We start from the raw sequence: 14,974 nt of genomic DNA, 5'->3' as shown, positions 1-14,974 counted from the left end.
AATCCCATACAGTAAAGCTAGCAAAAAATTTAATTTTAATAACATTAAACTACTTTGTTCAGTTTTATAGTAATTAATTGAATTGTTAATTTCATCAATTCTTTTTTCAAAAAAGTCATTATTATTTAATAGTTTCTCATTCAAGGTCAGTTTAAACATTGAGTCTAAAATTATACTATCTATATCTTCCAAATATTTATTATATATTGTAACCCACCTCCGACTTTCATTATCTCATAAATTTAGTAATTTTCCATACTATTTTTAAAAAAAGTCGGTGTCTCAATTTAGAAATTTCTCCTAAATTAAGACATAAGTTACCCTAAACTATACAATTTTCTATTTGAATTATATAATCTTGACAATTTTCGCAAATTATCACACTTACAATGTAACTATTATCAACTTTATTTGCTCTTGATAATTTATTAAAAGACATCCCTTTATAATCATTAGATATATTACTTATTACATATTTTCCATCTTTACTAAAAATATAAAAATGATATTCTAAAAATGGAAAGAATTTCTTCTTTTCTTTTACACCCTCTAAGCATAATGGGCATGCTTCTTGATAGTATTCTATATCAAAATCAACCTCTTCTGATTCATTAAGTATCTCAATTATTTTTGGAATACTTATTCCTTGAATTGGACTTTCTTCATCATTTATTAAAGCACTGCAATTATCCTCTTTTAATGAATATTCCTTATCTTCATATATAAACTTGTACGAACTCATATTATATCCTCCTAATAATTATTAATCTCCCAAGTTATTCTACCACTTAAACATTCTTAATAAAAGTAATTGTTATATAATTTTATAATATTTGTAATTAAGTAAGTTATATATATATTGTATACATATAACTTGCTTAATTATCTTAAAACCCAATTTTACGTTTTGAACATCCAGTTTTTCAAAACCTATTGTCAAAATTCACTTTACCTATTAATATAAGGATATAAATATAGAGATTGAATATAAATGTAACACACTTAACTATTTTATAAGATACGATTTAGTATCAAATTTTATATATTGTATAGGGGGAGATACAGATGTATAAAGATAAAAGTGATGAATGTATACACTTAATGACTGCATATATTGATAGCATAAGTGGATATTATTCATTTATAGACACACAATTAGATGACTTTATGTTGAAGTATGGTGAAAACATTGTTGATTCAAATTTACATAGCATAATGATGTTGCTCTGTAAATGGGGATTAGCCTAACATTTTGAGCAACTTTTTTGTATATTGTATTCTATATTATTTATTCATTAATAAAAAAGAAATTGACATAAATTTAAAGGCTATATATAGATTAAAAAAATCTATATATAGCCTTTTTGAATTTTAATAAATATCTTATACATCCACTATATCAACAAAATAATTTAAGTTTATTTATCCTATATGTTATAATTTACTTACCTACAATAATAAAAATATCTAATATGTATTATTCAGTTTAACTAATCACAATATCATCTCTTCATTTACAATTAAGATATTTTCAATATAGTAATACTCAATTTTAATATAACGAAAAGGAGAATTTGATATGAACTATAATGAATTATTAAAATCTGCTAGAGAGAACTTTAATGGAAAGTGTAAAGTCTGTAAGATTTGTAATGGATTAGCTTGTGCTGGAAATGTTCCTGGCATGGGAGGAAAAGGAAGTGGCTCTTCTTTTATAGAAAATAGAAGAAGCTTGGAAAGAGTAAAGATAAATATGAGAGTAATACATAATGTTTCAAATCCAGATACTACTATCGAGTTATTTGGTAAAAAAATGAGTGCTCCTATATTTGCTGCACCTGTATCAGGGACTATGTTAAATATGGGTGGTAAGATTTCTGAAAAAGAATATATCGAACCTGTTGTTAGAGGTTGCTCTAATTCTGGAATCTATGCCATGGTTGGCGATACTAATATAGATACTTTTTTATTGAATAATTTAGATGTTTTAAAAGATAATGCTGGAAATGGAATTGTATTTATAAAACCTTGGAAAAATTCAAAGATAATAGAAAAAATTAGATTGTCTGAAGAGGCTGGTGCTTTTGCAGTTGGTGTAGACCTTGATGCTTGTGGATTGATTAATAATCAGCTTCAAGAAAATCCTTTTTCACCTAAGACAGTTGAAGAGATTAGAGAGTTGGTTGAAGCGACTAGATTGCCTTTTATAATAAAGGGAATTATGACTGTAGATGATGCTTTGATGGCTGTAGAGTCTGGAGCTAGTGCTATTGTTGTTTCAAATCACGGTGGAAGGGTGCTTGATTATACTCCCGGTACTTGTGAGGTACTTCCAGATATAGCTAATGCTGTAAAAGGAAAGATAACTATACTTGCTGATGGTGGTGTTAGAACTGGTGTTGATGTGGTTAAGATGCTAGGTTTGGGTGCTGATGCTGTTTTGATGGGAAGACCTTTTGTTACTGCTTCTTTTGGCGGTGGTCTTAATGGTGTTGAGTTTTTTATAGATAAGGTTAGGAATGAGTTATGTGAGACTATGATTTTGACTGGTTGTCAAGAGGTTAAGGATATTGATGGTAAGATTATATGGAAGTGATTATAAGGTGTTAAATTAAATAATTTAATGCAATTTTCAAGAATATGTTTATTTTTATATATTTATTAACTTGAAGTCCTATATATAAAAAATTATAGATAAACTTATTTTATAAAAATATAATTTTTTTAGGATAGAACCAAAAACATGATATTATATAATATCATGTTTTTGGTTCTAATTTACTATTTAAGTTTAACATAAATTATTTAAGCATTAGTAACTTCTGCTAGCTTATGCCATGTACCTAATCCCACTATACCATCAGCATTTAATCCATAATTACTTTGGAAACTTTTAACTTTACTGTATGTAGAGCTCCCAAATAAACTATCTACCGTTGTAGAATAGCCAGATTTTTTCAGCAAAAGCTGTGTTAAGTGTACTGGATTTCCACTTGTTACATGTCCATATCCCACATACGTACTAGTTCCAACTGTATACGTTTTAGCACCAGTAACTTCAAAGCGTGAACCAAAATATTTCACATTGAATTTGTCTATTTCAACAAGAGGAACAGCATCTGTATATTTATGTATTTCATCTGCTGGAACAAATATTTCAGTATCTGGAGAAGGCGTAATATTTAATTCTCTACATGTTTTGTCATATTCATCTTTAATATCTTGTGGTGCATTTTCATATGTATATGTGTAACCTTGAATATTAAATTCATAAATTGGATTCTCAACAGATCTATCATTTATTTCATTATTATTTTTTAAATCTGCAAAAGATACACTTCCTCCTAATACAAATAAGCAACAAGCAATTGATAGTGCATTCTTAAATTTTTTTAACATAAAATCCTCCTAAAATATTTTTATTCATTTAAATTATAATACTAAATTCTTACATTTATTAATACAGTTTAAAATCATCTTTCAACCTGAACATCAGTGTTGTAAATATACTTATCATTAAGCACACTTGGTTTAGGCAATGAATAAATCATTGGCTTTGAAATAAATATATCGAATTTCAAATATGTCATTGAAGATAGTAAACACAAGACTATGACTACAAAAATGCCATTTTTAAACTTTTTATGAATAATACTCTCAAGTCTCTTTTCTAAATTTGTCTTACTAAACTCTGTTGTCAAAATTCCACTTTGATAATTCTTACTCATCTTAATTGACTTTATAAGTGCTAATGCATATTCTTTCTTCTCTTTTAGAGAACAATCATTCAAAACACTTTCATCACAACATAATTCACACTCAATATTTATTCTATTGCTCATTATATAAACAAGTGGATTAAACCAATATATTATTTTCACAAATAATACTGCAAACTTTATTAAAAGATCTTTGTTTTTAAAGTGCATCAATTCATGTCTTAAAATCCAATTTAACTCATCCTTACTATAAGGATAATCTGGTAAAAATATGTACGATTTAAATAATCCCATACCTGCTGGACTTATCAGTTCATCAGAACCTCTTAATTCAATTTTCTTTTTTATATTTAACTCTTTCAATAAATCTTTATAAAGACAGTCAATATCATCATCTTCTATATCATAAGATACATCGACAACAAGATTTTTAAATTTTATATACTTTATAAATGTATACACTGCAATAACTATAGCTACAAATATCCATAAATAAGCTAAATACAACATAAAATTATTATCTGTAGGAACATTGATTTCTGTAATATTACTTCCTACTGGTGCATTGCTTTTAGATTCTTTTACTTCATACACTATTGTATAATTAAACAGAAAAAGCAACATCCTAAAGACTATTATTAACCAAATATAATAATTGAACTTTTTACTAAAATTCTTAAATAAATATCTTTTCAAAAATAATAATAGACAAATACCAATACTACATATAATAGTTGTCTGTATAAGATTTTCAAAAACTTGTATCATATAACTATTCATCCTTTAAATTATCAAAGTAATTTTCTAGAAAATCCAGCTTATTTTTATCTATAACTTCATCCTCATGTAAAGCTGAAATTAAACTTACCAAAGAATCATTATGTATATTACTTAGGAAATCCTTTGTCTCAAAGTTTAAATATTCCTGGTGCTTAACCACTATTGTGTAATGTGTATATCTGTCTATTTTTTGAGCATGTAAGAATTCTTTTTTTACTAGTCTTGATAAAAGTGTCAGTGTTGTAGTTTGTTTCCATCCATATTCTTGCTCCATTGCTTCAATAACATCTTTTGATGTTACCGTAGCATCTACTCTCCAAATAAATTTCATTACTTTCAGTTCTGCTTGTGGTATTTTTTTTATCATGATTTACACCTCCCCCAAAACTCTTTCTAACATAATTCTACAACAAGAGAATTTTTTAGTCAAATACTTTATGAAAAAATTGTGAATTTTTACATTTTATGTTAATTTTCTAATCTTTTTTAAAATATTAAAAGTTAGATTTAATAACATAATTCATTAAATCTTTTACTATATTATTAATATTTTTATCTTGAGTAGTATCTAATATGAATATTCCTTTTTTACACACAAAGAACATTATAATACTTTTTGGGGAAATAAACTAGACTAATCTTTAAATTACTTTTGATATTAAATTTTTATGTATATTTTTTAAAAATCTCTTGTTTCAAAGCTAAAATACTTTCTTTATTTTACTACCACACTATAGTGTAAGTCAATTTATGCATAAATAAATTCTATCTCAATAGAGTCTTATATGCAAGAGAATTAAAGCAAACCTTTTCATCCAATTTTTACCATATAAGTTTTTTTAAATTCTTCTTTTTTCATACCCTATCATTTCCTAATATTTTCTCTAGCCTAAATTAATGATAGGTGCTTTTTAATACACAACTACATACAAGTATTTCCATATAATTTATGCATTCATTTTGTTTTTTGAAGCAAAATATTTTTCATAATTTAAAATTTTTTTTATTTTCTCATAATAATATTGAATAATGGATTACATTCTAGTATTATATAGGTGTAGAATAAAACTAAATCGGCAAAACTAGAGAAATTTAGTGACGCAAAGCTATAGGGACTAAGACTTATAAAGTATCTTATGAGTTATGTCAGCCAGTTGCCAAAAAGATATTTTCTTTTTGTTTTTATGAAAGTTTTTTAGGGGGATGTAAAATGTTTATGGAAAAAATAGATACGTGTACACATGTATTAACTGCTTGTATTAGTAGTTCACATGATTATTGTAATTTTATAGATACACTGCTAGATGATTTTATGCTAGAGTACGGAGAAAATGTAGTAGAATCATATTTATATCAAGTGATGGTCTTGGTAAATAAGCATAATTAGATAGATTTTATTTTCTAGAAAATCCTTTTTAGTTTTATCTACTTTTAAATAATCTTATAATAAATGATACAAATTTAATTCAAGTATATTTATTTTTTATATTATAATCTTTATGGTTTTATTTTTTATAAAATTATATATAATGAAGATGTAAAATAATATCAAAAACAAAAAAAGAAACTACAATCTATTGCTCTAGAGTGAAGTTTCATAATCAACTGTAGTAAGCTATTTTTTATAACACTCAATTTTTATATCAAGCTCAAAATCACTCTTTCACTAAGAGTGACTTTTTACTTTTTGAGAAACAATATATATTTCTTAAGAAACAATACTAAGGTATATAAATCTAACTGTTAAACTAACACTCTAAATAAAAATTCACTCATTTCTCTAACTCATTTCTTATTAATAGATTGATTGTAGAATATAAAACTATAAATATTTTCAAGAATATATAAAATAATTTGCCACCAAATTATAACTTATAGTAGCAATATGGTGGCAAATCAAACTTTTATTATATTCTATATATTGACAACACTATATTTTTTACAAATTTAATCAATCTCTGACTTAAATGGAGTATCATCAGCCTTTGCTATTCTGTATTCTTTATCAGTTATATAACCAAGTTCATGCATTTTATACAATACAGTCAACTGTCTCTTTTTAGCCTCTCCATGGTCAATATACCTAGCAGGATTATTGGTCATACCTGCAAGCATAGCACATTCAGCTAGGTTTAACTCTCCAACTTTTTTACCAAAATACACTTCAGCTCCTTTTGCAGCTCCATATGCATTTTTTCCTAGGTACATATTATTTAAATAAGCTTCAAGGATTTCATCTTTACTCATAATCTTATTCATCTGCTTTGCATTATACATGTCCCTTATTTTTCTCTTCATAGTTTTATCGTCACTTGTAAGCAGATTTTTTGAAACTTGCATATCTATAGTACTTCCTCCTTGTGTTGTATCTGTAAACACATTATTAAGTACTGACCTAGCTAAAGAAATAACATCTACTCCTTTATGCTTATAAAATCTCTCATCTTCTATGGAAACTATAGCCTGTTTTAAGTCCTTTGGCATTTGTTTTATACTGACAACCTCACTACTTATATATTTAGACTTAATTAATTTCTTAGTAACTTCAGGTGAACCTTTTATAGCTGAAACTGTAAAAATTGCACCTGCAACTGAAAATATAATGAGTGCCACTAGCATAACAGATAATAATGCTCTAGCTATTTTAATTCTCTTTTGCTTTCTTCTTTTTTTACTTTTTAACTTTCTATCTCTTTGCTTGTACTCAACTCTTCGTCTATCTCTTTGACCATAATCTGTATTTAAAGGTCTTACATTATCTCTTGTAAAACTATCTCTTTTTATAATATTTTGTGAATCTACCTTTTCATTCATTCTTTTACTAGAGGCTGTCTGAGAATTTTTATTTTTTTTACTTGTTGAAGTATAAGAATGTTTAGATTTTTTATTACTATCTTTATTATTACTGACTTTTTTACGTCTTATTTTATTATTATCATCATCATTGTAATAACCCATTTTAGTCTCCCTTCTTTATATAAGGTACATTATACATTGTTCCACAAAATAAATCAAAGAACAAAATTGTAAGTTTAAGGGTCAATTTTATAAAGGATATTTTCACTAATTTTCTCTATATTTGCGATTAATATTCATCTTTTATTTTTAAAAATAGCTTTGCAGTTGCTAAAGTGTCACTATCAGCTCTATGAGCATTTATATTCTCTATATTGTAATAAGCACAAGCTGTTTCAAGCTTCTTATTTTTTCCTTTATAACTTTTACATTTTTTTAATAATTCTAGTGTACATATATAATTATTTATTGGCTCTAAGTCCAACTTTTTAAGATAGTAATTTAAAAACTTTAAATCAAATTTTGCATTATGTGCAATTATAGTTCTATCACCTATGTATTTTCTAAATCTAGGTAAAACTAACTCTAAAGACTCCTCTTTTTCTACCATTTCATTACTTATATGTGTCAATTCTGTTATAAATGAAGAAATTATACCCTTAGGTTTTATTAACCTCGAATAGTTTTTTACAATTTCGTCATTTTTTATTTCTGTTACTCCTATCTCTATTATTTCACAACCTTTATATGGATCTAATCCTGTAGTTTCTAAATCTACAACTACATATTCTTTCATATCTCTTCTCCTTATTATCAAATGGATATATTTATATTCTATATTTATACAATATACTAATCAATACTTAATTTTATATGATATATGAAATTTTTACAAATTTTACTAAATATACAGTAGATATTCCATTATGAATAAATACTATTTTACTATAATAACTAAATTTTTATCTTATTATCACTTAATCTATTTTGATAAACATTATTATTTAATTCTTTATTGTTTAATTCTTTAAAATCTAAGCTTTTACATTGTTCATCGTTTTCCCATATTCCTGCCTGCTTATTTCCATCACTTTTATATAATACACCTTTTCCATTTTTTTTATTATCTAAAAAATAGCCCTTATATATGTCATTATTTGGATAAGTTAATTTTCCTAGACCATTTTTTAAACCATCTTTAAATTCCCCTGTATATATTGAACCATCTCTATAAGTATATTTACCTATTCCATGCATCTTATCATCTTTCCATAACCCTTCATATCTTTCCTTACTTGAAAAAATATATGTTCCAAATCCATTTTTCTTCCCATCAATAAACTCACCTTTATATAAATCTCCATTATCATATTTGAATACTTTTTCTCCCTTTAATTTCTTATCAATATTCTTATTTTTATCACTATTTCTATCTTGTGTATATGTTTTTTCTCTCCTTGTCTCAATTAAATATCTATCATAACGAAAACCTTTTTTTGACTTATTTTTTATACTAGTTTTTTTCTTATTAATAAAAACTCTAGCTAATTGAATAAATATAAATGCAGACGATAAACATATAAATACACATACTATTGTTCTAAAATAACTAGTTATATTTTCCATAAAAAATCACCCTTTTATTTTCAAAATTTATTTAAAATACCGATTTAAAATACCGATTTAAAATACCTAATATAATATATATTTTTATTAGTTGGCATTTATACTCTTAAGACTATATATTAAGTAAATCTCATTTTAAAAGAATCTCTCTTAAAATAGACTACGTACAATAAACACAGATAATTAATAGATACATATGAAATATCCTTGAATACTTCATATAAATATTTCTATATAAGGAAATAAAAAAGATGAACGCTAGAAAACAGAGTTCATCTTTTAATAAAAAAATATCTATTTAATAGTAATTAAAAGAAAATACCTATTTACTATTAAACATATTTTTTAAATTTATTTTATCTATTCTTTTATAAGAACCTTTACAACTTCTGATATATACATAGTATGATAATCTTTCTTTGGATACCACTTTTCATCATTTTCTTTAGCATCAAAGTTTTCTGGTGGCATAGTATCATGATATAATTTTTTACAAACCATAATCATATTAGCCTCTTCAAAAGCTACTGTATCGTCTACAAAATATGGTGTAAGTTCTGCTTTTTCTACTTTATTTATATCTCTACCAGAAATAGTACCACAAATATTTAAAGCTTCTCTGTATTTTTCATCAAAAAATGCAATTGTAAATGTGTCATTATTATCTACAAACTCTTTTGTATATCTCTGTGGTCTTATGTAAGTTGTTACAACATTTTTACTCCAATACACTCCGACACCACCCCAGCTTGCAGTCATTGTATTAAATTTGTCTGAGTTTCCTGCTGTTATAAGTAACCACTCTTTACCAATTTTAGTGAATGGATTAAATTGTAGCTCTTCAATTTTTACTTCTTTAAATCCCATAACTTCATCCTACCCTTCATCTTTTAATAAATAAGTTATTTGTTAAAAATTTAAATATATGCACTTTTATAATACAGCTTTTAAGATTGTCTTCCATATTCATGTAAATTATAATACAGCAAATCAATTACTTTCGCAAGAAGTAGTTTTTATATTTTTCAATCATAAAATATCAATAAAATATATTAATTATAAAACATATAATACATTTTTTAAATTTAAAATACTATAATATTAAAAATGTAGAAAGCATATATACTTTCTACATTTATTACTATTTTATATATTTTTATAGAAGTTTAGTTCCATTTAAATCTATTTTTATTCAAAAACTATCATAATCATCAAATTTTGCTCTATTAGTTGTAACTTTCTATACTTTATTAATAACATTTAAATTATTATTCTTATCAATATATATTTTCTCACTCTCTAAATCTTCATCAAACATCTTTATTATATTTTCTATTTCATTTTTGTATTCATCTTCATGTACTCTATAAAGCATTAAATCTTCTAATAAATCTTTTATATCAAAATACACATCTTCTAATAAATAAAAATAACCATCTTCTATATTCTTCAATTTATCTATAGTATCCAATTTTTTATCTATATCTTTTATAACTTCTATGTTTTGTATATTTATATTTATAATTGTCAATAAGTACATTCTCACAGTTTTTATTATCTCAATAGAAAAATCTACAATATCATAATTTCCTTCTTTTTTATAAAGTGATTCTTTAAATTTATCAAAACAATCATTTAAATCTGGATTTATGTTATTAAACGGAGGTCTTATTATATCTAGCATTATTAAAATATTTTGTATATCTACATTATTTGTAATTGCCTCATCTAAAATAAATAAATTATATGCATCATTTAATGGGTCATGTGCATCTCCACTAAACTCTAAATTAGCAAATTCAAGTAAATTTTTTAGCGATATATAGTTCATACATTTTATACCACACTCTATATATTTCTCTTTTATATCCACAAATAACTCTCTAATGTTGTTTACGAACCTTGGATGATTGTTTTTTTTAGAACTTCTCATATCAGTGTTATTGAAACATGTTAAATCTAAATTACCAAAAGTATATATTCCTTCAATCTCAGAAAATATGCCTAACCACTTTTTAAACTTTCTCATGACCTCTTCATAGCTTGGTGCATACTTTAACTCTTCTGAAGATATATGAGTCAACTCTTGTATATGAAGATACAACTGGGCATTACTTACTGGCTTTATTAAAGATTTAAACTTATCAATATTTTTTGTCTTTTCATCATACATAACTGCTCCAATTGCAATTATATCTGAATTTAATATATCTCTCTTTGATTTAGAATTTGGCATATTCATCTCAAAATCTATATATACTCTCTTCAATATAAACACCCTTTCCAATTGTTTATAGTGATTCCTTTAATTACTTTTATTCATAATTTTCTAAGAAAGAATGTTTCTCCCCATCTTTTTGCCACCCTAGTATTGAATCAAGATTTACATTTTCTGCTGCTTTAAATATGGATTTTTCTACATTTTTAAAATTTGGCTCTAAACTTTTTATTAAATCTTTTATCTCATATCTTTTATTTCCAGTTTTTTTAGCAGCAACCATACATGCACAATTTAAAGGCCATATACCACTATTTTGGATAAATCTTATGATATGTTCTTCTCTTATATAATAAAGTGGTCTTATGATTTTTATTCCTTCAAAATTAGTAGAATTAAGCTTAGGAAGCATAGTTTTAAAATTTCCTGCACATAATAAATTAAGCATAGTTGTTTCTATTACATCATCATAGTGATGACCTAATGCAAGTTTATTACACCCTAATTCTTCTGCTTTTGAATATAATGCTCCCCTTCTCATTCTTGCACACATATAACATGGATAATCTTTTGCAATTTCATCAGCTATTTCAAATATTCTTGAATCGAATAAATGTATTGGTATATTTAAATACTCACAATTATCTACAAGTAATTGCCTTATATTCGCATGGTATCCAGGGTCCATAGCAATAAATTCAACATCAAAATTAACTTGTCCATGCCTTTTTAATTCTTGAAACATTTTAGCCATAAGAATACTATCTTTTCCTCCAGATATTGCTACAGCTATTTTATCCCCTTCTTCAACTAATTTATAATCTCTTATTGCCTTTATAAACTTAGACCATAAATGTTTTCTATATTTTTTTATAATACTTTTTTCTATATCCCTTAGTGAAAGTCTTTCCTCAAAAGGAACTATAATTTCACAGCCTTTTCCTGATAGCTCACTCATTTAATCACCTCGTATATTTATGTTAATAATATTTTACAAAAAAGTCTACCTACTTCTATAAAATACTATGATTTTTACTTTAATTTTAATAAATACTTTATAGTTTACAATAACACATAAACTTATAATAACATAAATAATGCCTTTCTTTTATTATCTTTTTTATTTTTCTCATTTAATATTTTATTATGAGTAACGATTTTTAAATGGATGAATATTATACACTAGATAGACTTACCTATCTATTTACAACAAGGAGGTTTTCATCTTGGAAAATAAAACTAGAGACATTAAAAAAAATTGTGGTTCATCTTTGGCTAGACCATATATTAATAATCAAATTTTCACAGAAATGTACTGCCTTTCTGATGCATTAAAATTTGGAACTATATTTCCAGAACTAAATTTATTAGAATCTGAAATGTACAACAAAGAATTATATGCTAAGCCAAAAAAATTAAGAGGAGGTAGAAGATAATGAAAGATTCATCTAGAGCTGAACTTATGAGAAAAATTCAGGAAACATCTTTTGCATGTGTTGATATGAACTTATATTTAGACACTCATCCTGATGATAAAAATGCTATCAACACTTACAATTCATTGTGTAACCAATTTGCACAGGCTAGATATGCTTACGAAAATAAATATGGTCCTTTAACTAACTTTGGGTATGCTCCAAGTAGATGCCCTTGGCAATGGGCTGAGCAACCTTGGCCTTGGGACAGAGAATTTAATTATTAGACATCAAGTATTGGAGGATTGAAAATTCATGTGGATATATCAAAAAACTTTACAACACCCAGTTAATATAAAAACTTGTGACCCAAGAATGGCTAAGTTTCTTATAACTCAGTTTGGCGGACCAAATGGAGAACTTGCTGCATCTTTGAGATATTTAAGTCAAAGATATACAATGCCTACTGGTAATATGCGTGCACTTTTAACAGATATTGGTACAGAAGAACTAGCTCACGTTGAGCTTATATGTACTATGGTTTATCAGTTAACTTCTGATGTGACTCCAGAAGAATTAAAAGCTGCTGGCCTTGGCTCAAACTATGCACAAAATGGATATGGAATTTATCCAACAGATTCAAATGGAGTTCCATTTGATGTAAGACCTATCGCGGTTATGTCAAATCCTGTAACTGATTTACATGAAGATATGGCTGCTGAACAAAAAGCACTTGCAACATATTATCAACTTATAAACTTAACAGATGATGTTGATGTTATAAATGTACTAAAATTCTTAGGTCAAAGAGAAATAATTCACTATCAAAGATTTGGTGAAGCTTTAATGGATGCTTATGACTTAGAAGAATCTCAAAAAATATTCTAAAATTCTTCTTTATATATAAAACTACAACGATTTACTAACTTACTCTTTTAGCTTAAATCCGCTTAAAGATATAAAAAACTATAAAGAACTGTCCATTTTCTATACGCAGATAGAATAAATAAACAACAAAAAGCAGGTACTAAATCAACAGTAATATAGATAGTAATCTACAATACTATTGACATCATACCTGCTTTTATTTTATAAGCAATAAAGAAATATCTATTTGTAAAGTTTTATAATTAAATCTAAATGATTATAAAACTCTTCTTGCATTTACATATCTACTTGAATAGTAACTACTATTTATATTAGATATTGTTACCTTTTTTGATGAACCTGAAGATGCGTGTATCATCTCTCCATTTCCCATATATATTCCAACATGACTTACAGAACCATTATTTGAGCCTTCTGTATCAAAGAATATTAAATCTCCACTTCTAAGGTCTCCTCTATTTACATATGCTCCATACTTACTTTGGTCTCTAGATACTCTTGGTATACTAACTCCAGCAGATTTTTTCATAACATATTGTGTGAATCCAGAACAGTCAAAACTATTTGGACCTTCTGCTCCCCATACATATGGTTTTCCAAGTAGTGTCTTTGCAAAGCTTATTACACTATCAGCTCCCTGACTTGGAGAATTAGTTGAATCAGATGGACTTGAAGTATCAACAGAACCTTTTTCTGCAAGATATTGACTTGATACATATCCTGTTTGGTCATCATGATTTACTTTTGTCCATCCTCCATTTTCAGAAATACTTCCAACTTCAGTACCATAACTTAATGTAGCCACTTTAGAGTGTCCTGTTCCTGGTCCTGTTCTAAGGTTTAATGATTTTGCTGTTACAACTTTTGTATCCTTTACAAGATTACTTGAACTGTTTCCAGAATTTCCACTTGTAGAATCACTTAAGTTAGTTCCTAAATATTTACTTGAAACATAACCTACTCTACCATTAGAACTTATTTTTGACCATCCATTTGACTCAGATATGTATCCAACTTCAGTACCATATCCCAAAGTAGATATTTTAGAACTTCCTGTACTTGGACCTGTTCTAAAATTTAATCCCTTTGCTGTAACAACTTTTGTTGATTTTACTGAAGCATCATTACTTTCATTACTATTTCCTAGGCTATTTATTGATACATAGTTTTCATGTACATAACCTGTATTCCCATTATATTTAACTTTTACCCAAGAACCATCTTTTCCTATGTACTCAACTTTATCACCTTTGTAGAACTTTCCTATAGATGCATTATTTGTACCTGGTCCTTTTCTAAAATTTACTGCATTCCCTGTTATTGTTCTACTTTCTACAGTTGAACTTTCTATTTCAGACTCATTAGCATATGCTAAATTCCCCATTGTAGGCATTATTATCGCGGTAGCCATTATACTGGCTGCTACTCTCTTTTGATTAAAATTCATAACTTTCCACTCATCTCCTCTTTTCTAGTAGATTTATTTTTTATTTCTAACATAAAAGAAATAACTGACACTATTTTTGAATATC

The 14,974-nt window shown here is 26.4% G+C and carries 17 protein-coding genes and 1 riboswitch; of the genes, 6 read left to right on the top strand and 11 right to left on the bottom strand.

All coding sequences use genetic code 11. From position 1 onward, the window contains the following. Window positions 1–322: 322 nt before the first annotated feature. Window positions 323–742 (bottom strand): DUF3785 domain-containing protein, encoded by a 420-nt coding sequence (locus KGF46_RS04395; RefSeq protein ID WP_227842174.1) that lies wholly within the window; start codon window positions 740–742, stop codon window positions 323–325. A 323-nt stretch (window positions 743–1,065) separates the two neighbouring features. Here KGF46_RS04395 and KGF46_RS04390 point away from each other — a divergent pair, with 323 nt between their 5' ends. Next, window positions 1,066–1,248: a hypothetical protein gene (locus KGF46_RS04390; protein WP_227829288.1), complete on the top strand. Its 183-nt coding sequence runs from the start codon at window positions 1,066–1,068 to the stop codon at window positions 1,246–1,248. A 331-nt stretch (window positions 1,249–1,579) separates the two neighbouring features. After that, window positions 1,580–2,596, top strand: a complete 1,017-nt coding sequence (locus KGF46_RS04385) for an alpha-hydroxy-acid oxidizing protein (protein ID WP_227861813.1) — start codon at window positions 1,580–1,582, stop codon at window positions 2,594–2,596. 209 nt (window positions 2,597–2,805) lie between these two features. Here KGF46_RS04385 and KGF46_RS04380 read toward each other — a convergent pair whose 3' ends face one another. The 3 genes from KGF46_RS04380 to KGF46_RS04370 all read right to left on the bottom strand — a co-directional run bounded on the left by KGF46_RS04380 (window position 2,806) and on the right by KGF46_RS04370 (window position 4,866). Then, entirely contained in the window at window positions 2,806–3,399 is a 594-nt protein-coding gene (locus tag KGF46_RS04380) for a peptidoglycan-binding domain-containing protein (protein ID WP_227861812.1), read from the bottom strand. A 74-nt stretch (window positions 3,400–3,473) separates the two neighbouring features. Then, window positions 3,474–4,499 (bottom strand): M56 family metallopeptidase, encoded by a 1,026-nt coding sequence (locus tag KGF46_RS04375; RefSeq protein ID WP_227861811.1) that lies wholly within the window; start codon window positions 4,497–4,499, stop codon window positions 3,474–3,476. Then, window positions 4,492–4,866 carry a BlaI/MecI/CopY family transcriptional regulator gene (locus KGF46_RS04370; RefSeq protein ID WP_255612733.1) on the bottom strand — a complete coding sequence of 125 codons (375 nt, stop codon included), beginning with the start codon at window positions 4,864–4,866 and terminating at the stop codon, window positions 4,492–4,494. Before KGF46_RS04370 ends, KGF46_RS04375 begins: the two co-directional genes overlap by 8 nt. A 698-nt stretch (window positions 4,867–5,564) precedes the next feature. Further along, window positions 5,565–5,661, top strand: a riboswitch (cyclic di-GMP riboswitch). Between the two features lie 48 nt (window positions 5,662–5,709). Here KGF46_RS04370 and KGF46_RS04365 point away from each other — a divergent pair. Beyond that, complete coding sequence (locus KGF46_RS04365) at window positions 5,710–5,886, top strand: hypothetical protein (protein WP_227842167.1); 177 nt, start codon at window positions 5,710–5,712, stop codon at window positions 5,884–5,886. A 560-nt stretch (window positions 5,887–6,446) separates the two neighbouring features. Here KGF46_RS04365 and KGF46_RS04360 read toward each other — a convergent pair. The 6 genes from KGF46_RS04360 to KGF46_RS04335 all read right to left on the bottom strand — a co-directional run bounded on the left by KGF46_RS04360 (window position 6,447) and on the right by KGF46_RS04335 (window position 12,097). Then, complete coding sequence (locus KGF46_RS04360) at window positions 6,447–7,457, bottom strand: biosynthetic peptidoglycan transglycosylase (RefSeq protein WP_227829294.1); 1,011 nt, start codon at window positions 7,455–7,457, stop codon at window positions 6,447–6,449. Between the two features lie 127 nt (window positions 7,458–7,584). Continuing rightward, window positions 7,585–8,091: a 3'-5' exonuclease gene (locus KGF46_RS04355; RefSeq protein WP_227861810.1), complete on the bottom strand. Its 507-nt coding sequence runs from the start codon at window positions 8,089–8,091 to the stop codon at window positions 7,585–7,587. Window positions 8,092–8,249: 158 nt separating this feature from the next. After that, window positions 8,250–8,921: a hypothetical protein gene (locus tag KGF46_RS04350; protein ID WP_227861809.1), complete on the bottom strand. Its 672-nt coding sequence runs from the start codon at window positions 8,919–8,921 to the stop codon at window positions 8,250–8,252. A gap of 360 nt (window positions 8,922–9,281) precedes the next feature. Then, entirely contained in the window at window positions 9,282–9,788 is a 507-nt protein-coding gene (locus tag KGF46_RS04345) for a flavin reductase (RefSeq protein WP_227842162.1), read from the bottom strand. 373 nt (window positions 9,789–10,161) lie between these two features. Further along, window positions 10,162–11,199: a 3'-5' exonuclease gene (locus KGF46_RS04340; RefSeq protein ID WP_227842160.1), complete on the bottom strand. Its 1,038-nt coding sequence runs from the start codon at window positions 11,197–11,199 to the stop codon at window positions 10,162–10,164. Window positions 11,200–11,236: 37 nt separating this feature from the next. Continuing rightward, on the bottom strand, window positions 11,237–12,097 hold the full coding sequence (locus tag KGF46_RS04335) for a tRNA 2-thiocytidine biosynthesis TtcA family protein (RefSeq protein WP_227828253.1): 861 nt from the start codon (window positions 12,095–12,097) through the stop codon (window positions 11,237–11,239). Window positions 12,098–12,365: 268 nt separating this feature from the next. On the opposite strand from KGF46_RS04335, the gene KGF46_RS04330 reads away from it, so the two are divergent. The 3 genes from KGF46_RS04330 to KGF46_RS04320 are packed head-to-tail and all read left to right on the top strand — an operon-like array spanning window position 12,366 to window position 13,442. Further along, window positions 12,366–12,575: a spore coat associated protein CotJA gene (locus KGF46_RS04330; protein ID WP_227432638.1), complete on the top strand. Its 210-nt coding sequence runs from the start codon at window positions 12,366–12,368 to the stop codon at window positions 12,573–12,575. Continuing rightward, window positions 12,575–12,841, top strand: coding sequence for a spore coat protein CotJB (locus tag KGF46_RS04325; protein WP_021385274.1), 267 nt, complete (start codon window positions 12,575–12,577; stop codon window positions 12,839–12,841). The genes KGF46_RS04330 and KGF46_RS04325 overlap by 1 nt, the downstream gene beginning before the upstream one ends. 28 nt (window positions 12,842–12,869) lie before the next feature. After that, window positions 12,870–13,442 (top strand): manganese catalase family protein, encoded by a 573-nt coding sequence (locus tag KGF46_RS04320; RefSeq protein WP_227828251.1) that lies wholly within the window; start codon window positions 12,870–12,872, stop codon window positions 13,440–13,442. A 256-nt stretch (window positions 13,443–13,698) separates the two neighbouring features. Here KGF46_RS04320 and KGF46_RS04315 read toward each other — a convergent pair whose 3' ends face one another. Continuing rightward, window positions 13,699–14,889 (bottom strand): C40 family peptidase, encoded by a 1,191-nt coding sequence (locus tag KGF46_RS04315; RefSeq protein WP_227861028.1) that lies wholly within the window; start codon window positions 14,887–14,889, stop codon window positions 13,699–13,701. Between the last annotated feature and the right edge of the window lie 85 nt (window positions 14,890–14,974).

Origin of the sequence: Clostridioides sp. ZZV14-6153 (assembly GCF_020657855.1) — a bacterium.
Taxonomy (GTDB): domain Bacteria; phylum Bacillota; class Clostridia; order Peptostreptococcales; family Peptostreptococcaceae; genus Clostridioides.
The sequence above is the reverse complement of the archived record's forward strand: the minus strand, read 5'-3'. Positions and strand labels throughout refer to the sequence as shown.